This is a genomic window from Pantoea sp. PGP6 (genome assembly GCF_053474785.1).
This window is the reverse complement of the sequence record NZ_JBQBMA010000001.1, coordinates 84,460-105,369: the sequence shown is the minus strand read 5'-3', so window position 1 is coordinate 105,369 and position 20,910 is coordinate 84,460. Positions and strand designations below refer to the sequence as shown.

At 53.9% G+C, this 20,910-nt stretch carries 14 protein-coding genes, 2 tRNA genes and 3 rRNA genes; 6 read left to right on the top strand and 13 right to left on the bottom strand.

What is annotated here, in order from left to right; translation table 11 throughout:
* Positions 1-82: 82 nt before the first annotated feature.
* Positions 83-1,132: a nitrogen regulation protein NR(II) gene (gene glnL, locus ACLIBF_RS00475; RefSeq protein ID WP_046289507.1), complete on the top strand. Its 1,050-nt coding sequence runs from the start codon at positions 83-85 to the stop codon at positions 1,130-1,132.
* Positions 1,133-1,139: 7 nt separating this feature from the next.
* On the top strand, positions 1,140-2,549 hold the full coding sequence (gene glnG, locus ACLIBF_RS00470; protein WP_031377264.1) for a nitrogen regulation protein NR(I): 1,410 nt from the start codon (positions 1,140-1,142) through the stop codon (positions 2,547-2,549).
* Positions 2,550-2,585: 36 nt separating this feature from the next.
* Here glnG and hemN read toward each other — a convergent pair whose 3' ends face one another.
* Positions 2,586-3,959 (bottom strand): oxygen-independent coproporphyrinogen III oxidase, encoded by a 1,374-nt coding sequence (hemN, locus tag ACLIBF_RS00465; RefSeq protein ID WP_069729250.1) that lies wholly within the window; start codon positions 3,957-3,959, stop codon positions 2,586-2,588.
* Positions 3,960-4,192: 233 nt separating this feature from the next.
* Positions 4,193-4,717 carry a Der GTPase-activating protein YihI gene (gene yihI / locus ACLIBF_RS00460; RefSeq protein ID WP_031377266.1) on the bottom strand — a complete coding sequence of 175 codons (525 nt, stop codon included), beginning with the start codon at positions 4,715-4,717 and terminating at the stop codon, positions 4,193-4,195.
* A 551-nt stretch (positions 4,718-5,268) separates the two neighbouring features.
* Here yihI and yihA point away from each other — a divergent pair.
* Entirely contained in the window at positions 5,269-5,904 is a 636-nt protein-coding gene (gene yihA / locus ACLIBF_RS00455) for a ribosome biogenesis GTP-binding protein YihA/YsxC (RefSeq protein WP_031377267.1), read from the top strand.
* A gap of 85 nt (positions 5,905-5,989) precedes the next feature.
* On the opposite strand, the gene ACLIBF_RS00450 is transcribed toward yihA, so the two are convergent.
* From ACLIBF_RS00450 to ACLIBF_RS00430, 5 genes are all read right to left on the bottom strand, one after another.
* On the bottom strand, positions 5,990-6,037 hold the full coding sequence (locus ACLIBF_RS00450) for a spot 42 RNA, inhibition of DNA synthesis (RefSeq protein WP_071892919.1): 48 nt from the start codon (positions 6,035-6,037) through the stop codon (positions 5,990-5,992).
* A gap of 285 nt (positions 6,038-6,322) precedes the next feature.
* Positions 6,323-9,109, bottom strand: a complete 2,787-nt coding sequence (gene polA / locus ACLIBF_RS00445; protein ID WP_279810171.1) for a DNA polymerase I — start codon at positions 9,107-9,109, stop codon at positions 6,323-6,325.
* Between the two features lie 375 nt (positions 9,110-9,484).
* Positions 9,485-10,114, bottom strand: coding sequence for a thiol:disulfide interchange protein DsbA (gene dsbA, locus ACLIBF_RS00440; RefSeq protein ID WP_031377269.1), 630 nt, complete (start codon positions 10,112-10,114; stop codon positions 9,485-9,487).
* Between the two features lie 26 nt (positions 10,115-10,140).
* Positions 10,141-11,127, bottom strand: coding sequence for a serine/threonine protein kinase (locus ACLIBF_RS00435; RefSeq protein ID WP_089562352.1), 987 nt, complete (start codon positions 11,125-11,127; stop codon positions 10,141-10,143).
* A gap of 45 nt (positions 11,128-11,172) precedes the next feature.
* Positions 11,173-11,448 (bottom strand): YihD family protein, encoded by a 276-nt coding sequence (locus tag ACLIBF_RS00430; protein WP_031377271.1) that lies wholly within the window; start codon positions 11,446-11,448, stop codon positions 11,173-11,175.
* Between the two features lie 45 nt (positions 11,449-11,493).
* Here ACLIBF_RS00430 and mobA point away from each other — a divergent pair, with 45 nt between their 5' ends.
* Positions 11,494-12,060: a molybdenum cofactor guanylyltransferase MobA gene (gene mobA / locus ACLIBF_RS00425; protein ID WP_031377272.1), complete on the top strand. Its 567-nt coding sequence runs from the start codon at positions 11,494-11,496 to the stop codon at positions 12,058-12,060.
* 1 nt (position 12,061) lies between these two features.
* A complete protein-coding gene (gene mobB / locus ACLIBF_RS00420) occupies positions 12,062-12,568 on the top strand; it encodes a molybdopterin-guanine dinucleotide biosynthesis protein MobB (protein WP_069729246.1) in 507 nt (168 codons plus the stop codon).
* A gap of 82 nt (positions 12,569-12,650) precedes the next feature.
* Here mobB and rrf read toward each other — a convergent pair.
* The 5 genes from rrf to ACLIBF_RS00395 form a co-directional block, all read right to left on the bottom strand.
* Positions 12,651-12,766: ribosomal RNA gene (gene rrf / locus ACLIBF_RS00415) — 5S ribosomal RNA — on the bottom strand.
* Between the two features lie 198 nt (positions 12,767-12,964).
* A 23S ribosomal RNA gene (locus tag ACLIBF_RS00410) occupies positions 12,965-15,870 on the bottom strand.
* A 210-nt stretch (positions 15,871-16,080) separates the two neighbouring features.
* Positions 16,081-16,156, bottom strand: a tRNA-Ala gene (locus tag ACLIBF_RS00405).
* Positions 16,157-16,298: 142 nt separating this feature from the next.
* Positions 16,299-16,375: transfer RNA gene (locus ACLIBF_RS00400), tRNA-Ile, on the bottom strand.
* Positions 16,376-16,448: 73 nt separating this feature from the next.
* Positions 16,449-17,988, bottom strand: a 16S ribosomal RNA gene (locus tag ACLIBF_RS00395).
* Together the 16S, 23S and 5S rRNA genes with 2 tRNA genes alongside form the textbook arrangement of a ribosomal RNA operon.
* 535 nt (positions 17,989-18,523) lie before the next feature.
* On the opposite strand from ACLIBF_RS00395, the gene mdtD reads away from it, so the two are divergent.
* On the top strand, positions 18,524-19,930 hold the full coding sequence (gene mdtD / locus ACLIBF_RS00390) for a multidrug transporter subunit MdtD (RefSeq protein ID WP_069728668.1): 1,407 nt from the start codon (positions 18,524-18,526) through the stop codon (positions 19,928-19,930).
* Here the strand turns inward: mdtD and rbsR are convergent.
* Positions 19,927-20,910, bottom strand: a complete 984-nt coding sequence (gene rbsR, locus ACLIBF_RS00385) for a ribose operon transcriptional repressor RbsR (RefSeq protein ID WP_069728673.1) — start codon at positions 20,908-20,910, stop codon at positions 19,927-19,929. The two genes, mdtD and rbsR, sit on opposite strands and share 4 nt — an antisense overlap.

Genomic DNA, 20,910 nt, shown 5'->3' with positions numbered 1-20,910 from the left:
TTTCTCCGCGAATTCACCGTTCATTCGCCTTCATTTCGGCTTAAAGACTAAAATGCACTAACTTAGTGCAGAGGAACGCTGTATGGCAACTGGCTCTCTGCCCGATGCAGGGCAGATTCTCAACGCGTTAATCAACAGTATTTTGTTGGTGGATAACGACCTGGTTATCCACTATGCCAATCCGGCGGCGCAGCAATTACTGGCGCAAAGCTCACGTAAACTGTTCGGCACGCCGTTACCGGAACTGACCGGCTACTTTTCGCTGAATATTGAGGTGATGCGCGAGAGTCTTGAGGCTGGCCAGGGATTTACCGACAGTGAAGTCACGCTGGTAGTCGATGGACGCGCGCACATCATGTCGCTGACCGCCCAGCGTTTGCCCGATGGCTTACTTCTGCTGGAAATGGCGCCGATGGATAATCAGCGTCGTCTCAGTCAGGAACAGTTACAGCACGCTCAGCAGGTAGCCGCGCGCGATTTGGTGCGCGGCCTGGCGCATGAAATCAAAAATCCGCTGGGTGGATTACGCGGTGCCGCCCAGTTGTTATCACGCGCCCTGCCCGATCCGTCGCTGAACGAATATACCAAAGTGATTATTGAACAGGCGGACCGGTTGAGAAATCTGGTCGATCGCCTGTTAGGGCCGCAGCAGCCCGGCATGCACATCACCCAAAGCATTCATCAGGTGGCTGAGCGCGTAGTGAATCTGGTGTCGATGGAGCTGCCGGATAACGTCTCTCTGGTGCGTGATTACGATCCCAGCCTGCCGGAACTGCCACACGACCCCGATCAGATTGAACAGGTGTTACTCAACGTCGTCCGTAATGCGCTGCAGGCGTTAGGCGACGAGGGCGGCACCATTATTATTCGCACCCGTACCGCGTTTCAGCTCACGCTGCACGGCACGCGTTACCGTCTGGTAGCGCGGATTGATATTGAAGATGATGGCCCCGGCATTCCCGCCCAGCTGCAGGATACGCTGTTTTATCCGATGGTCAGCGGCCGGGAAGGCGGAACCGGTTTAGGCCTCTCCATCGCCCGTAGCCTGATTGATCAACATTCAGGAAAAATAGAATTTAACAGTTGGCCGGGACACACCGAGTTTTCGGTTTACCTGCCCATTCGCCAGTGAGGTTTCTATGCAACGAGGGATAGTCTGGATCGTCGATGACGATAGCTCCATCCGCTGGGTGCTTGAACGCGCGCTCACTGGAGCCGGTTTAAGCTGTGCCACCTTTGACAGCGCAAAAGAGGTGCTGGATGCCCTCTCGACCAAAACCCCGGACGTTTTATTATCAGATATCCGCATGCCCGGTATGGATGGTCTGGCGCTGCTGAAGCAGATTAAACAGCGTCACCCGATGCTCCCGGTCATCATAATGACGGCCCACTCCGATCTGGATGCTGCTGTCAGCGCCTACCAGCAAGGGGCGTTTGATTACCTGCCTAAGCCGTTTGATATTGATGAGGCGGTTGCGCTGGTAGAGCGTGCCATCAGTCACTATCAGGAGCAGCAACAGCCGCGTAATCAGCCGGTCAGCGGACCGACCACCGATATCATTGGTGAGGCCCCGGCAATGCAGGACGTGTTCCGCATTATTGGCCGCCTGTCGCGATCCTCCATTAGCGTGCTGATCAACGGCGAGTCCGGTACCGGTAAAGAGCTGGTGGCGCACGCGCTGCATCGCCACAGCCCACGGACCAAAGCACCGTTTATCGCGCTGAATATGGCCGCTATACCGAAAGACCTGATTGAGTCAGAACTGTTCGGTCATGAAAAAGGGGCTTTTACCGGCGCTAACCAGATTCGCCAGGGCCGCTTTGAGCAGGCAGATGGCGGCACGCTGTTTTTAGATGAGATCGGCGACATGCCGCTTGATGTGCAGACCCGTCTGTTACGCGTGCTGGCCGACGGTCAGTTTTATCGCGTCGGCGGCTATGCGCCAGTCAAAGTCGACGTGCGTATCATCGCCGCAACCCACCAGAATCTGGAGCTGCGGGTGCAGGAAGGCAAGTTCCGTGAGGATCTGTTTCATCGCCTGAATGTAATCCGGGTGCATCTGCCGCCACTGCGTGAGCGCCGGGAAGATATTCCGCGGCTGGCGCGTTACTTCCTGCAGGTTGCCGCGCGTGAGCTGGGGGTAGAGGCGAAGATCCTGCATCCGGAAACCGAAGCCGCGCTCACCCGTCTGCACTGGTCAGGTAACGTGCGTCAGCTGGAGAATACCTGTCGCTGGCTGACCGTAATGGCGGCGGGTCAGGAAGTGTTGATTCAGGATCTGCCTGCCGAACTGTTTGAGTCCAGCACGCCGGAAAATCCGGTGCAGTCGCTGCCGGACAGCTGGGCAACCTTGCTGGCACAGTGGGCCGACCGCGCGCTGCGTTCCGGTCATCAGAATCTGCTGTCAGAAGCGCAACCAGAGATGGAGCGCACGCTGCTCACAACCGCCCTGCGCCATACTCAGGGTCATAAGCAGGAAGCTGCCCGGTTGCTGGGTTGGGGACGTAATACCCTGACGCGCAAACTGAAAGAACTGGGGATGGAATAAGCATCCTGATACGGGCTGAGGGATCTCAGCCCGTTTTCAGATCACCCGTGAAAACTGCTGCTGACGCGCTCTCTGACGCAGGTAGCGATCAAAACACATACAGATATTGCGGATCAGCAAGCGTCCCACCCCCGTCACCTGCAAGCCGGTCGCCGCTTGCACCACCAGCCCATCCGCCACTAACGGTTTCAGCAGCGCCAGGTCTTCGGCAAAGTAGTCGGCAAATCGGATACCCCACTGGGTTTCAACCGCCGCAAAGTCGAGCGAAAAGTTGCAGATCAGGGTTTTAATCACCTCACGACGCAGACAGTCATCATCGGTTAACGCTACGCCACGCCACAGGCCGTTGCCCTGCTGCTCTACGCTGCTGTACCAGCTATTGAGCACTTTCTGGTTCTGGGCATAGCTGTCACCAATCATGCTAATGGCAGAGACGCCAAGCCCGAGTAAATCGCTGTCGCCCTGAGTAGTGTAGCCCTGGAAGTTACGGTGCAGCTCTCCTTCGCGCTGGGCAATGGCCAGTTCATCCTGCGGCTTCGCAAAATGATCCATGCCAATGAACTGGTAACCCTGCTGCGTCAGTGTGGCGATGGTCTGTTGCAGAATATCCAGTTTTCGCTGTGCCGACGGCAGTTCGTCATCTTTGATTTTACGTTGGGCAGCGAACAGCGCGGGCAGATGCGCGTAGTTGAATACGCTTAGCCGATCGGGATTCAGCGCCAGCACCCGCTCCAGGGTGAAGGCGAAGCTGTCCGGCGTCTGGAGCGGTAAACCGTAGATCAGATCGATGCTGGTTGAGCTGAAACCCTGCTCGCGCGCCCGAGCCATCAGTCCGAAGATGACCGCTTCATCCTGTACCCGATTGACCCGCTGCTGCACCGCTTTGTTAAAGTCCTGCACACCCATGCTCAGGCGATTGAACCCCAGCGCGCGCAGATGATCGATAACATCCAGCTCAATTTCGCGTGGATCGACCTCGATCGACATTTCGGCATCGTCCGCCACCGTAAAATGCTGCTTCAGCACGGCCACCAGCCGGCTAATCTGCGCCTTATCGAGAAAGGTCGGTGTGCCGCCGCCCCAGTGCAGTTGCCGCACCTGACGCTGACGGAACAGCGGTGCCCGCTGAATAATCTCCTGCTCAAGCACATCCAGGTAGCGGTCCGCTTTATGACGCTGGCGCGTGACTATTTTATTGCAGCCACAGAAGTAGCAAAGACGATGACAGAAAGGAATATGGACGTAGAGCGACAGAGGACGTTCTGGATAGCGCGCTACCGCACGCAGGAAATCAGGCTCGGCATACTGCTCGCTGAACTCCAGCGCAGTGGGATAGGAGGTATAACGTGGCCCGGCGTAATTGTATTTCTCAATCAGCGCCTGGTCCCAATCAATCTGCAGCGATGGCATGCTCACTCCTTCCGGTGACGTCGTCTAAGAGAAGGTCGCGATGAAGAAGGGATGAAAGGTGAGCGGGACGAAACCCGACGTAAACGTTGCTTCAGACGCGACAGGCGACGTAGTTTAAACAATAACCACAGCAGATAACATGTCGTCAGCAGCGCGAAAATTGATCCAGGCCAAAACATTGTCGTTTACCTGAGAGGGGCGGCATGCGGAAACCGCATGCCGATCAAATTGGCTTAGTTACCTTTCAGCAGACGGTACATATCTTCTTCCGCCTGCTCGTCATCGCCGTCATCCATGGCGATGCCTAACTGCTCCATCAGTTCGTCGATGCGATCGAGTGCTGCGTCCAGCCAGCCCTGGTCTTCTGCCGACAGCGTTTCGCCATTTTCCAGCCGATCCAGCAGCGCATCCAGACGTTCGTCATTTTCCAGCTTCGCCAGCTCTTCTTCCGGTGTCAGGCGTGCTTTTTTCTCAGCCGCGGGTTTTGCCACGCTTTTCTTCACTTTAGCGGATGCAGTCTGGCCATCGGCAATCAGCGCGACCGGTTTTTTGCTACCGATACGCGGATCTTTAACATTGCTGCCCTGGCGGCCACCGTTGTTGTCCGACGCTGTCGGATTTGCACGGCTGCCTGACGCATGGCCGCGATGCTTTTTATCACGTTTACGATCGCGTGCTTCGTTATTAATATCTTCACGCGATTTGCGTTTGGCTTTGACGGCAGGTTTGCCGTGCGCAGCTCGTGCAGGTTGCTTCATAGTGTTCGGTCCCGGCTTTTTTATTCAGTATAGAATTGCGGCGAAATCTAGCAGAAAGTAGCCAAAGAAAAAAGGCGACAGCTCAAGCTGTCGCCTTATTTCATACCTTCATACGAAGGAATCATGTTTTAAGTCCTTTTCGGCTCGTAACATCCCGGTCAATCCCGCGCCTGCTCAACACCTGAGCTTTTCCTTATCCCTGTCCGGTCCGCAATCCCTGACCATTTCCACTCCATCGCTCTTTGCCTTCCTGACATCCCTGAACGCATCTTCCTGATGTGTGCTGCCGTGCACTGCACACTAATGTAGACCAACTGGTAAAACCCTCAAGTAAGCGGCAGGGTTAGTTGCTGGAAAAAAACACTACATATTCATAATTAACTGAATAGTAATGTCTTTTATTTTTAGTAATTAAAGTAAATAACGACATAACGGGCAACGTCTATGGCAAATCTCTTACAAAAAAGGCGACCGCCAAGCGGTTGAGCACTTTCGCGCCATAACGCGTATAATCGGCGCCATTGCCCTAATGCGTTTTCTGGAGTGTCACTTTGTCTGAACTGAATTATCACGTAACCCATTTTGTCCTGAGCGCGCCGGATATCCGCCATCTTCCCGCCGATACCGGGATCGAGGTCGCCTTTGCTGGCCGCTCCAACGCCGGCAAGTCCAGCGCACTGAACACCTTAACCAACCAGAAAAGCCTGGCGCGTACCAGTAAAACGCCGGGCCGCACCCAGTTGATTAACCTGTTTGAAGTCTCGGAAGGGAAACGGCTGGTCGACCTGCCGGGTTACGGCTATGCCGAAGTGCCAGAAGAGATGAAGCTGAAATGGCAACGTGCATTAGGTGAGTATCTGCAAAAACGACAGGCGCTGAAGGGGCTGGTGGTGTTGATGGACATCCGTCATCCGCTTAAGGATCTGGATCAGCAGATGATTCAGTGGGCAGTGGAAAGCAGCATCCCGGTACTGTTGCTGCTGACCAAGGCTGATAAGCTTGCCTCGGGCGCGCGTAAAGCGCAGCTGACGATGGTGCGTGAAGCGTCACTGGCCTTTATGGGTGATGTGCAGGTCGAACTGTTTTCGTCGCTGAAGAAGATTGGCGTGGATAAAGTACGGCAGAAGCTTGATGGCTGGTTCACCAACCTTGAGCCCGCACGCGACGATCAGGAAGCAGACGAGTAAACCGGACCGGTACATTCCGTCCGTTGAGGCTGTAAAAAGCCCAATAAAAAACGCCCCAGTCACAGAATGACTGGGGCGGCTAAATTCAGCCAAATCCGATTACGTGAAGTAAAAGGTCTGAAAGATAGAACATCTTACCTCTGTACCCTACGCCTCGAACTTTACCTGATTTTTTCTGAGCCACAAAGGCTTTTTTGTCGCTTACTTACATCAAACAGAACTTTTTTTACCATATACGTCACAAAAACGGCGTCGCGATGTAGTTTAATGACATAAAAAGTGCTTAGCCGATAAGTAGTTAGTGATCTCCTTCAGACTGAGGCGCCATTGCCCGTGGCTGAAGCGATTAAGTAAACGATTTACTTATGCCTCATGCCAGACCCGCAATGACGCCGCAACGCCAGCGCATTGATGCAGATTAGTGGGCTTCATCCCAGTTATCGCCCACCCCAACTTCCACCAGCAGCGGCACGTCGAGCTGCACACTGCCTTCCATCAATGCCTGAATTTTCTTGCTGGCGGCCTCAACGGCCTCAGCCTTGATCTCAAATACCAGTTCATCGTGAACCTGCATAATCATTCTGACGCCGCTCTCTTTTTCCTGCTCTAACCAGCTATCAACTGCAATCATTGCACGCTTGATAATGTCTGCCGCCGTTCCCTGCATTGGCGCATTGATCGCCGCACGCTCCGCGGCTTTACGTCGCATCGCGTTGCTGGATTTAATATCCGGCAGCCACAGCCGGCGCCCTTCGAGGGTTTCGACATAGCCTGTGCTGGCGGCCAGCTGACGGGTATTTTCCATGTAGCGCAGCACGCCTGGATAGCGTTCAAAGTAGAGATCCATATACTTTTTCGCTTCGCCGGCACCGATGTTCAACTGGCGAGACAAACCAAATGCGCTCATGCCATAGATCAGACCGAAGTTGATCGCTTTGGCGCTGCGGCGCTGTTCTCCACTGACCTTGTCCAGCGCGACGCCAAACACCTCAGCAGCGGTTGCCCGGTGGATATCTTCGCCCTGGGCAAACGCATCCAGCAATCCTTTATCCTGCGAGAGATGCGCCATGATGCGCAGTTCAATTTGTGAGTAGTCGGCCGCAACGATGCGATTCCCTTTGCCAGCAATAAAAGCCTGGCGGATGCGGCGTCCTTCGTCATTACGTACCGGAATGTTTTGCAGGTTAGGATCGGTCGAGGATAAGCGTCCGGTCGCGGTAACCGCCTGATGATAAGAGGTATGAACCCGCCCGCTGACCGGGTTGATCATCAGCGGTAATTTATCAGTGTAGGTGGACTTCAGTTTGGATAAGCCGCGATGTTCCAGAATCACTTTGGGCAACGGATAATCGAGCGCCAGCTCAGCTAAGACTTCTTCGCTGGTTGAAGGTGCGCCGCCCGGGGTCTTTTTGGTCGGTTTAATGCCCTGCTTTTCAAACAGGATAACCTGCAACTGTTTAGTCGAAGAGAGATTAAACGACTCGCCCGCCAGTTCATGCGCCTTGAGCTCCAGTTCAGCCAGCCGGGACGTAAGCTCTTTCGAGTGCTGCGCCAGTATAGCCTGATCGATCAACACGCCATTACGCTCGATACGCGAGATCACGGTGAGCAGCGGCATCTCAATTTGCTCAAACACTTTTTTCGGGCCCGCTTCTTTCTCCAGCTCTGGCCACATCTTCAGATGCAGCTGTAAGGTGACGTCGGCATCTTCCGCAGCGTAGTGCCCCGCCTGTTCGAGGGCGATTTGATTAAACGTCAGCTGATTTTTGCCTTTGCCGGCAATCTCTTCAAACGTGACGGTTTTGTGGTTCAGCCAGCGTGCGGCCAGGCTATCCATATCGTGTTTGCCGACCACGCTGTTGAGAATGTAGGACTCCAGCATGGTATCGAACTTAATACCGGCCAGTTCAATGTCGTAGTTCTTCAATACGCCGCGATCGTATTTGAGATTCTGACCAACCTTCCAGGCGCTGGCATCTTCCAGCAGTGGCTTAAGCTGTGCCAGCACGGCAGCGCGGTCGAGTTGTTCAGGCGCATCCAGATAGTCATGTGCCACTGGCAGATAGGCTGCCTCACCCGGTGCTACCGCAAAACCGATGCCCACGATATTGGCGCTCAGGGTATCCAGCGAATCGGTTTCCAGATCAAAGGCGAACACCTCGCTGCGCTTTAGTTTCTCCAGCCAGCTTTCAAAGGTCGCCTGATCGAGGATAGTGACGTAGCCATCAGCCGATAAAATGCTGCTGGTCTCCACCACTGCCACCGGCTCATCAGGCAGCCCTTTTTGCGCCTGAGGATTGCTCTTTTTACCCTGCAGCCATTTCCCGTCCTGCAGATCGTTCAGCCAGCGTTTGAACTCATAACGGCTGAACAGCGTCTGTAACGCCGCCACGTCCGGTTCGGCCACCGTCAGTTCTTCGCAAGGCAACGGCAGCTCAACGTCGGTTTTGATGGTCGCCAGCTGGTAAGAGAGAAACGCCACGTCACGGTTCTGTTCAAGTTTTGCCGCCATGGTTTTGGCACCACGGAACGAGAGTTCGGCCACTTTATCCAGGTTGTCATAGATCGAACGCATGCCGCCCAGTCCCTGCAGCAGCGCCTGCGCGGTCTTCTCGCCCACGCCAGGAACGCCAGGGATGTTATCTGAGCTATCACCCATCATGGCGAGGAAATCGATAATCAAAGCAGGCGGCACGCCATACTTCTGCTCGACCTCTTCCGGTCCGAGGATAGTGTTGGTCATGGTGTTAATCAGCGTGATACCCGGCGTCACCAGCTGCGCCATATCTTTATCACCAGTGCTGATCAGCACCGCCCGGCCTTTTTTCTCGGCCTCAAGCGCCAGGGTACCGATAACATCATCAGCCTCAACGCCGCTGACTGCCAGCAGCGGTAATCCCATTGCGCGCACCATCTCGTGCAGCGGTTCGATTTGCGCTCGCAGATCGTCCGGCATCGGTGGCCGATGCGATTTGTAGTGCTCAAACAGCTCGTCGCGAAAAGTTTTGCCTTTAGCATCAAACACCACAGCAACATGACTTGGGCTATATTGCGTCAGCAGGCTTTTCAGCATATTAAGCACGCCATACATGGCGCCTGTGGGTTCACCTGCACTATTGGTCAGCGGCGGGAACGCGTGGTACGCGCGATAAAGATAGGATGAGCCATCAACCAGAATCAGGGGATTTTCTGCGATTTGCGCCATAAGTCTGTCTATTCTTCGTTGCCATGGATTGGTCTATAAGGATGCCACAGCTTGGCAAGAATGGTGAAATAAGGCGAGCAGCGTCTGGCGTTTTTAACGCTTTTGAGTGAAGGATCGCAACGATCGTTCTGTGGATAACTTTGTGCGTAAAAATTATAACGCGCTGTTTTTTAGGTGTTTAGATAAATCCCGCCCGATTTAAATTATTAAATTTCAATCATTTATCTTATTTCCGTGACCCGATCGCCATTTTTAATTACGTGATCCCTTGTGTGGATATTAAATTTATGCCCAGGAGATGGATAAAAATGCTGTCGCCGATCGCAGGGCAAAAAAAACGCCAGCAGCGCTGGCGTTTAGCGGTCAGGCAGCAGGTTACTTCTGGCTGACCAGGAATTTCACGACGTTCGCGTAATCGGCAACGAAATTATCCATAGAGCTGGTATCGAGACCGCCGTTATTGACCATATATTTGCCATTAACGAAAATCGCCGGTACGCCACGCAGATCAACATCAGCGGCTGCTTTCTGCTGCTGAGCAACCAGCGCTTTTACTGCAAAGCTGTTCCAGGCAGCATCATAATCCGCCGCAGAAATGCCAGCCGCGGTGATAAAGGTCTGTTTCAGGCTGGCAGGATCGGTGATGGTCTGCGTTTTCTGGATACCATCAAAGATCGGCGCGGTGACTTTATCTTCCACACCTAACGCCATTGCAACAGCCCAGGCCTGAGTCACCACCGGTCCCAAATCGCCGCCGAGGAAATCAACGTGGTATTTCACCATCTTAGTCTCAGCAGGCAGATTCTTTTTCACCGCATCATTGACGTGATAAATACGTTCGAACTGATAGCAGTGCGGGCAGAAGAAGGAGAAAAACTCCATCACCTGAGGTTCGCCTGCAACGGGCTTCTGCAGACTGACGTACTGTTTCCCCTCGGTGAATTGTGCAGCAGACGCGCTGAACGCCAGCACTAAACCGATCAGTGCAAACCAAATCTTTTTCATCGTGAAAAACTCTCCTGACTACTTCATTAAAATTGCGGGGTCAGCTGCAAAGGAGGTTCCTGCAACAGCTTCTCCTGCTCGGTAAAAAGCGAAATCTGCCGGCGCCAGAAATCTTCATCTGTCATCCAGGGGAAGGCGCGCGGAAAAGCGGGATCCTGCCAGCGTCGGACTACCCAGGCCAGATAATAAACCATGCGCATCGCGCGTAAAGGCTCAATCAGTGACAATTCATTAATATCAAAGTCACTGAATTCACCGTACGCCTCCAGCAGGATATCCCACTGAATACGCTGTTCCTGCCGATCCCCGCTGATCAGCATCCACAGATCCTGCACTGCCGGACCGTTACGGGCATCGTCCAGGTCGACAAACAGTGGCCCGTCACGCCACAGGATATTACCGGGATGACAGTCACCGTGTAATCGTAGCGGCTGCCACGTACTATGCCAGCGCTGCTGTAACGTGTGCCCCAGCTTGTCGACCGACTGAAGCAGCGCATCTTTCAGTGAAGCAGGTACTAATGCACACTGTTCCAGCACCGCACGAGGCTGATGGAGATATTCATCCAGGCCGATAGTCGGCCGTTGGCTGAACAGCGCTTTACGGCCGGTCTGATGAATCCGACCCAGAAAGCGACCTACCCACTCCATCTGATCTTCATTATCAGTTTCATACTGCCGCCCGCCAAGGCTGGGGAACACTGCAAAAAAGAAGCCGGCGTGACTCTGCAAGGTGTTGCCCTGTAAAATCAGCGGTGCCGCGATCGGTACTTCGTCAGCCAGCAGATCAAGCGCATACTGATGCTCTTCGACAATCTGCTCTGCACGCCAGCGCTGTGGGCGATAGAATTTAGCCACGTAACGGCGTTTCTCATCATCACTAAATTGATAAACACGGTTTTCATAGCTGTTCAGCGCTGTCAGTCCTGATTCGACGCGTATGCCTGTTTCCCACAGCGCATCCAGCAGCACGTCGGGATTCAACGTCTGAAAGTTAAACGCAGCGTCGCTCATCATTTTACCTGTCGTGGCCGGTGTATTTAGCCACCAAGGATAACACTACTCGTCATCTTTAATGACACCCCGTGCGCGTAGCAACGCTGTTTTGAAATCAACTTCGTGATCTTTTTTCAGCCCCGGTATCTCATCATGGCTGCCTGCGTCGCGCATTTTGAGATGGTAAATCAATACGTCATCGGTTAATTCACTTAATGGGCCACGGAATCCAGCTTCCTGTGCCAGTTTCTGTAAGAATGCGATGAGGTTAAGATCGGGTTCTTTTTGCCAGGCGGGTTGTAACAGTTCCATCAATTCGTTCAGACGATGGCATTTCATATCACTTACTCCCGTTTTCAGTATGTCATTAGCGAGGATAATGCCATGACAATGTTAACCGGCGTGATTCTGGCCGGGGGTCAGGGCCGCCGTATGGGTGGTCAGGACAAAGGATTGGTACCACTGAATGGCAAGCCACTGTATCAGCATGTCCTTGAACGGCTAAGGCCACAAGTCGACATTGTGGTGATTAACGCGAATCGCAATATTGATCGTTATCAGTTAAGCGGATGTCGGGTCGTGCAGGACGTGTTTGCAGATTACCCGGGCCCGCTGGCGGGGATCTATAGCGCATTACGCGCTATTGAGGGGGACTGGGCGGTGTTCAGTTCCTGCGATACACCTGCTATCCCGCTTAACTTTGTTGAGCAGCTGGTGCAACAACGCGGCGACGCCCCAGCAGTGTGGGTACGCTCACAGGAGCGCGATCATCCTACGCTGGCGCTGATCCACCGCGATGTTGCTGCGCCACTGCAGGCCTATCTCCAGGCCGGTGAACGCCGCCTGATGCAGTTTTTACGCCATCAGGGCGGACATGCGGTGCTGTTACCGGATGACGAATCCGCCTTTCACAACATCAATACCCCGGATGATCTGGATAAGAGATTTTAATATGTCGCTACCTTTACTGGCTATCACCGGCTGGAGTGGAACCGGAAAAACAATGCTCCTACAGCAACTTATACCGATCCTTAGCCATCAGGGCATACGTAGCGGTTTGATCAAGCATACGCATCATCAGATGGAGGTGGATACACCTGGCAAGGATAGCTATCTCCTCAGGAAAGCCGGGGCGAATCAGGTTATCGTGGCCAGTTCACAGCGCTGGGCATTAATGTGTGAAACACCTGATGAAGGGCACATTGATCTGCCTTACCTGGTGAGCCGGATGGAACATTCACTACTGGATCTGGTGCTGGTAGAAGGATTCAAAAATGAGGCAGTGCCAAAAATTGTGTTGTGGCGCGCCGGCATCAAAGGTGGCGTAGATGAGCTGCTGGATGAACAGGTGATCGCCGTCGCCAGCGATCAGGCTCTTGCATTGTCGGTACCGGTACTGGATTTAAACCAGCCGGTAGTGATTGCGGCGTTCATTGCTGACTGGCTAAAAGCCCGCTGATGCACGTTTTTGACAGGATTTTAGGATCTGCAGACGTAAAAAAGCCCCGCACTTTCGTGCGGGGCTTCTTCACTCGTATGATGCCTGGCAGTTCCCTACTCTCGCATGGGGAGACCCCACACTACCATCGGCGCTACGGCGTTTCACTTCTGAGTTCGGCATGGGGTCAGGTGGGACCACCGCGCTACAGCCGCCAGGCAAATCTTGGTGCACGAAACGAATCTTTTACGCCATGACCGCGTTGCCATCGCTCGGCCACACCGGTCACATACTTCAGTATGCTCCCGCTGACGTCCTCGCTCTGCGCCTTGTCACGCCGCAAAATCTTTCGTTTCCGCTAATTTTTATCCGGTACAGGCTGAAAATTGTGTCTCTCAAAAACGCCTCTGGCGTTGTAAGGTTAAGCCTCACGGGTCATTAGTACCGGTTAGCTCAACGCATCGCTGCGCTTACACATCCGGCCTATCAACGTCGTCGTCTTCAACGTCCCTTCAGGACCCTTAAAGGGTCAGGGAGAACTCATCTCGGGGCAAGTTTCGTGCTTAGATGCTTTCAGCACTTATCTTTTCCGCACTTAGCTACCGGGCAATGCCATTGGCATGACAACCCGAACACCAGTGGTGCGTTCACTCCGGTCCTCTCGTACTAGGAGCAACCCCCCTCAATTCTCCAGCGCCCACGGCAGATAGGGACCGAACTGTCTCACGACGTTCTAAACCCAGCTCGCGTACCACTTTAAACGGCGAACAGCCGTACCCTTGGGACCTACTTCAGCCCCAGGATGTGATGAGCCGACATCGAGGTGCCAAACACCGCCGTCGATATGAACTCTTGGGCGGTATCAGCCTGTTATCCCCGGAGTACCTTTTATCCGTTGAGCGATGGCCCTTCCATTCAGAACCACCGGATCACTATGACCTGCTTTCGCACCTGCTCGAGCCGTCACTCTCGCAGTCAAGCCAGCTTATGCCATTGCACTAACCTCACGATGTCCGACCGTGATTAGCTGACCTTCGTGCTCCTCCGTTACGCTTTAGGAGGAGACCGCCCCAGTCAAACTACCCACCAGACACTGTCCGCACCCCGGATAACGGGGCCACGTTAGAACATCAAACATTAAAGGGTGGTATTTCAAGGTTGGCTCCACGCGGACTGGCGTCCGCGCTTCAAAGCCTCCCACCTATCCTACACATCAAGGCTCAATGTTCAGTGTCAAGCTGTAGTAAAGGTTCACGGGGTCTTTCCGTCTTGCCGCGGGTACACTGCATCTTCACAGCGAGTTCAATTTCACTGAGTCTCGGGTGGAGACAGCCTGGCCATCATTACGCCATTCGTGCAGGTCGGAACTTACCCGACAAGGAATTTCGCTACCTTAGGACCGTTATAGTTACGGCCGCCGTTTACCGGGGCTTCGATCAAGAGCTTCTCCTTACGGATAACCCCATCAATTAACCTTCCGGCACCGGGCAGGCGTCACACCGTATACGTCCACTTTCGTGTTTGCACAGTGCTGTGTTTTTAATAAACAGTTGCAGCCAGCTGGTATCTTCGACTGGCTTCGGCTCGGGGAGCAAGTCCCTCCACCTACGCGCCAGCGTGCCTTCTCCCGAAGTTACGGCACCATTTTGCCTAGTTCCTTCACCCGAGTTCTCTCAAGCGCCTTGGTATTCTCTACCTGACCACCTGTGTCGGTTTGGGGTACGATTTTGTGTTACCTGATGCTTAGAGGCTTTTCCTGGAAGCAGGGCATTTATCACTTCAGCACCGTAGTGCCTCGTCGTCACGCCTCAGTGTAAAGTGAACCGGATTTGCCTGGAACACACACCTACACGCTTAAACCGGGACAACCGTCGCCCGGCTGATATAGCCTTCTCCGTCCCCCCTTCGCAGTAACACCAAGTACAGGAATATTAACCTGTTTCCCATCGACTACGCCTTTCGGCCTCGCCTTAGGGGTCGACTCACCCTGCTCCGATTAACGTTGAACAGGAACCCTTGGTCTTCCGGCGAGCGGGCTTTTCACCCGCTTTATCGTTACTTATGTCAGCATTCGCACTTCTGATACCTCCAGCATGCCTCACAGCACACCTTCGACGGCTTACAGAACGCTCCCCTACCCAACAACACATAGTGTCGCTGCCGCAGCTTCGGTGCATGGTTTAGCCCCGTTACATCTTCCGCGCAGGCCGACTCGACCAGTGAGCTATTACGCTTTCTTTAAATGATGGCTGCTTCTAAGCCAACATCCTGGCTGTCTGTGCCTTCCCACATCGTTTCCCACTTAACCATGACTTTGGGACCTTAGCTGGCGGTCTGGGTTGTTTCCCTCTTCACGACGGACGTTAGCACCCGCCGTGTGTCTCCCGTGATAACATTCTTCGGTATTCGCAGTTTGCATCGGGTTGGTAAGCCGGGATGGCCCCCTAGCCGAAACAGTGCTCTACCCCCGAAGATGAGTTCACGAGGCGCTACCTAAATAGCTTTCGGGGAGAACCAGCTATCTCCCGGTTTGATTGGCCTTTCACCCCCAGCCACAGGTCATCCGCTAATTTTTCAACATTAGTCGGTTCGGTCCTCCAGTTAGTGTTACCCAACCTTCAACCTGCCCATGGCTAGATCACCGGGTTTCGGGTCTATACCCTGCAACTTAACGCCCAGTTAAGACTCGGTTTCCCTGCGGCTCCCCTATACGGTTAACCTTGCTACAGAATATAAGTCGCTGACCCATTATACAAAAGGTACGCAGTCACCCCCATAAAGAAGGCTCCCACTGCTTGTACGTACACGGTTTCAGGTTCTGTTTCACTCCCCTCGCCGGGGTTCTTTTCGCCTTTCCCTCACGGTACTGGTTCACTATCGGTCAGTCAGGAGTATTTAGCCTTGGAGGATGGTCCCCCCATATTCAGACAGGATACCACGTGTCCCGCCTTACTCATCGAGCTCACAGAATGTGTGTTTTTGTGTACGGGAGTATCACCCTGTACCCTGCGACTTTCCAGACGCTTCCACTAACACACAAGCTGATTCAGGCTCTGGGCTGCTCCCCGTTCGCTCGCCGCTACTGGGGGAATCTCGGTTGATTTCTTTTCCTCGGGGTACTTAGATGTTTCAGTTCCCCCGGTTCGCCTTGCAGCACTATGTATTCATGCTGCAATGATGCACTGAGTGCACCGGGTTTCCCCATTCGGACATCGACGGCTGTAGCGGTTCATATCACCTTACCGTCGCTTTACGCAGATTAGCACGTCCTTCATCGCCTCTGACTGCCAGGGCATCCACCGTGTACGCTTAGTCGCTTAACCTCACAACCCACAGGCGTTTTTCAGCGCTGCGTGTTGCAAGCATTTGAGAGACTCGAACATGTCGTGGCTTTCATTCTTATTACGGAGAATGAAAACGACATGTCGTTTCAATTTTCAGCTTGTTCCGGATTGTTAAAGAGCATAATACTTCGCAGCACACCGTTGCCGGTACGCTCTGAAGTATTTTTCAGAAAAAACAGTTAAACGGTATGGTGGAGCTAAGCGGGATCGAACCGCTGACCTCCTGCGTGCAAGGCAGGCGCTCTCCCAGCTGAGCTATAGCCCCATACAGTTACTGCAGAGACCACTACTACCACTCAACCGAGTACATTCCGTAAGAAATGCAATTCGTGCTCAGGCAAGGCATGTTTTCGCGCAGCATAGTGAACTATGCGAGCCGGAAACATAACGCAGCATGAGTACGAATTTGGTAGGCCTGAGTGGACTTGAACCACCGACCTCACCCTTATCAGGGGTGCGCTCTAACCACCTGAGCTACAAGCCTGTAGAGGTTTTTTCTGCTCGTTACTTTTTATCAGACAATCTGTGTGGACACTGCGCCGGAAGGTATCTTCAGGTAAGGAGGTGATCCAACCGCAGGTTCCCCTACGGTTACCTTGTTACGACTTCACCCCAGTCATGAATCACAAAGTGGTAAGCGCCCTCCCGAAGGTTAAGCTACCTACTTCTTTTGCAACCCACTCCCATGGTGTGACGGGCGGTGTGTACAAGGCCCGGGAACGTATTCACCGTGGCATTCTGATCCACGATTACTAGCGATTCCGACTTCACGGAGTCGAGTTGCAGACTCCGATCCGGACTACGACGCACTTTGTGAGGTCCGCTTGCTCTCGCGAGGTCGCTTCTCTTTGTATGCGCCATTGTAGCACGTGTGTAGCCCTACTCGTAAGGGCCATGATGACTTGACGTCATCCCCACCTTCCTCCGGTTTATCACCGGCAGTCTCCTTTGAGTTCCCGACCGAATCGCTGGCAACAAAGGATAAGGGTTGCGCTCGTTGCGGGACTTAACCCAACATTTCACAACACGAGCTGACGACAGCCATGCAGCACCTGTCTCAGCGTTCCCGAAGGCACCAAGGCATCTCTGCCAAGTTCGCTGGATGTCAAGAGTAGGTAAGGTTCTTCGCGTTGCATCGAATTAAACCACATGCTCCACCGCTTGTGCGGGCCCCCGTCAATTCATTTGAGTTTTAACCTTGCGGCCGTACTCCCCAGGCGGTCGACTTAACGCGTTAGCTCCGGAAGCCACTCCTCAAGGGAACAACCTCCAAGTCGACATCGTTTACGGCGTGGACTACCAGGGTATCTAATCCTGTTTGCTCCCCACGCTTTCGCACCTGAGCGTCAGTCTTCGTCCAGGGGGCCGCCTTCGCCACCGGTATTCCTCCAGATCTCTACGCATTTCACCGCTACACCTGGAATTCTACCCCCCTCTACGAGACTCAAGCCTGCCAGTTTCAAATGCAGTTCCCAGGTTAAGCCCGGGGATTTCACATCTGACTTAACAGACCGCCTGCGTGCGCTTTACGCCCAGTAATTCCGATTAACGCTTGCACCCTCCGTATTACCGCGGCTGCTGGCACGGAGTTAGCCGGTGCTTCTTCTGCGGGTAACGTCAATCGACGCGGTTATTAACCACATCGCCTTCCTCCCCGCTGAAAGTACTTTACAACCCGAAGGCCTTCTTCATACACGCGGCATGGCTGCATCAGGCTTGCGCCCATTGTGCAATATTCCCCACTGCTGCCTCCCGTAGGAGTCTGGACCGTGTCTCAGTTCCAGTGTGGCTGGTCATCCTCTCAGACCAGCTAGGGATCGTCGCCTAGGTGGGCCATTACCCCGCCTACTAGCTAATCCCATCTGGGTTCATCCGATAGTGAGAGGCCCGAAGGTCCCCCTCTTTGGTCTTGCGACGTTATGCGGTATTAGCCACCGTTTCCAGTGGTTATCCCCCTCTATCGGGCAGATCCCCAGACATTACTCACCCGTCCGCCACTCGTCACCCAAGAGCAAGCTCTCTGTGCTACCGTCCGACTTGCATGTGTTAGGCCTGCCGCCAGCGTTCAATCTGAGCCATGATCAAACTCTTCAATTTAAGTTTGATTTGCTTAAACAAGTTAAGCGGTGCTCATCTGTAAAACGTCATAATGAATTTCATTATGTGTTCACTCGTGAGACTTGATATTTTTTACGTCCGGAGACGCTGATATCAATCCTGCGAGTGCCCACACAGATTGTCTGATAAATTGTTAAAGAGCAGTGCGAACAGTGCGTTAGCGTCCTGTCGCGAGGAGGCGTATATTACGCTTTCCTCCCTCAGAGTCAACCTCTTTTTCAGAAGCTTTTCTCCGGCGGCGCAGTCTCCTGTGCCTGCTGACCCGTCTCTCCGTAAGCCGGTGTTCCGTGTCAGTGGAGGCGCATTATAGGGAGTTTCCGGAGGCTGACAAGCGTTTCTTTAAATAAATTTGCTAAGCGCGCTTTTTTTAAACGAACGCCTTAAAAACCGCCATTTGATGATCGAATAACGCACAGAAATCCCCGTAAAGCGGAAAAAACAGGCCTGCCGCGTTGCGCTGGCGGTGCTATTCTTTTTCATTCTTCTCGCTGGATAACCCTAAGAAGGACGCTCAATGATAAAATCCGCGCGCAGCATGGCCGGTTTGCCATGGATTGCTGCCATGGCATTTTTCATGCAGGCACTGGATGCCACTATTCTCAACACCGCCCTGCCCGCTATCGCCACCAGCCTTGAACGTTCTCCTCTGGCCATGCAATCCGCTGTAATCAGTTATACCCTGACTGTGGCAATGCTGATCCCGGTCAGCGGCTGGCTTGCCGATCGCTATGGCACCCGAAAAGTGTTTATCGCTGCGGTCTCCCTCTTCACGCTCGGTTCGCTGGCCTGTGCCCTGTCACCCACGCTCTCTATGCTGGTGACCTCACGTATCGTACAGGGGGTGGGCGGCGCCATGATGATGCCGGTTGCGCGCCTGGCGCTGTTGCGTGCCTATCCGCGCAGCGAACTGCTACCGGTGCTTAATTTTGTCACCATGCCGGGACTGGTCGGGCCGATACTGGGTCCGCTGCTGGGTGGTGTGATGGTGACCTACGCCACCTGGCACTGGATCTTCCTGATTAATATTCCCATCGGCATACTCGGCATCTTCTATGCCCGCAAATATATGCCGGACTTCACCACGCCAAAACGCCGCTTCGATTTCTTCGGCTTTTTACTGTTTGGTCTGGGGCTGGTCATGATCTCGACAGGGATTGAACTGTTTGGTGAGCGTATTGTGTCAGCCTGGCTGGCGGGCGGGGTATTACTCGGCGGGATTGTTCTGCTGCTTCTCTATATAATGCACGCGCGCCGCCATCCCTCCCCGCTGATTAATCTGCCGATGTTTAAAACCCGCACCTTCTCGGTAGGCATCATCGGGAATATCGCTTCACGTCTGGGCACCGGCTGTGTGCCGTTCCTGATGCCGCTGATGTTGCAGGTGGGCTTTGGTTATTCGGCGATTATCGCCGGTTGTATGATGGCTCCTACCGCCGTGGGGTCGATACTGGCGAAGTCGACGGTGACACAACTGCTGCGCTGGTTAGGCTATCGCCGTCTGCTGGTCGGTATTACCGTCATTATCGGCATCCTGATTGCCACTTTCTCTCTGCAGTCACCCGAGGAAGGCATGATCCTGTTATTACTGCCGCTGTTTATTCTCGGCATGGCAATGTCGACTCAGTTTACCGCGATGAATACCATCACCCTCGCCGACCTGAATGACGATAACGCCAGCGGGGGTAACAGCGTGCTGGCCGTGACACAGCAGTTAGCGATCAGTTTTGGTGTCGCGGTAAGCGCCGCCGTCCTGCGCTTCTATCAGGAATTTGAAACCAGCACCGTTGCACAGTTCCACGCAACATTTCTGACCATGGGCGTGGTAACGGTGCTGTCAGCGCTGACCTTTATGCTGCTGAAAAACGGCGACGGACGGAATCTGATTACCAACCGCGATAAGAAAAAGAAGAAGACGGCTTAAGTTGAGCCCCGCGCCACCAGCTCCGGCGTCAGCACCAGCGTCTGCTGGCTGGCGTCGGGATCGCGCAGGCGATGGATTAAGGTATCGATAGCCAGTTCGCCCAGTTCATCTTTAGGTTGATGAATGGTACTCAGCGGCGGAGAAAGATAACGCGCCAGCTCAATATCGTCATAGCCCATCACGGCGACATCCTGCGGAATCTGTAAACCCGCCTGATATAACGCATGATAAACCCCGACCGCCATCGCATCATTACCGGTGAAGACCGCCTGCGGCACAGTTTCCAGCGCCAGCAGCTCAATCATCCCGTTGTAACCGCCCTGAAATTCAAAGTCGCCGTTGACCACATAACCCGGCAACACCTCCAGACCGCTTTTCGCCATCGCATTGTGAAATCCTTCCAGCCGCATCCGCGCGGTGGTTTTGTCCTGCGGGCCGGCAATACAGGCGATGCGGGTATAGCCGCTGTCGATCAGGTGCTGAGTTGCCAACTCACCGCCCAGCAGCGCATTGTCCTGGATGATGTCGCCGCGACCTTCAAACGGTGCCCAGTCCATCATCACGGTCGGAATAGAGGGATAACGGTTGAGAATGTCCGCCGACGGCAGATGACTTTCGGTACACATCATCAGCAATCCATCGACGCGCTTTTGCATCAGCGTTTCGAGACTGCGATTCATCCGCTCCTCATCACCGGCGGTATTACACAGGATCAGGCTGTAGCCACGCTGATAGCAACTGTCCTCAACGCCGCGCACCACTTCTGCATAAAACGGGTTGCTACTGGTGGTCAGCAGCATGCCGATAGTGTGGGTCTGGTTGATCTTCAGGCTGCGCGCCAGCGCCGAGGGGGCGTAGTTCAGACTGCGGATCGCCTGTTCGACTTTCTCCCGCACGCCCTCGCTGACAAAGCGATTGTTATTGATGACGTGCGAAACGGTGGAGGTAGAGACGCCCGCCAGGCGAGCGACATCTTTCAT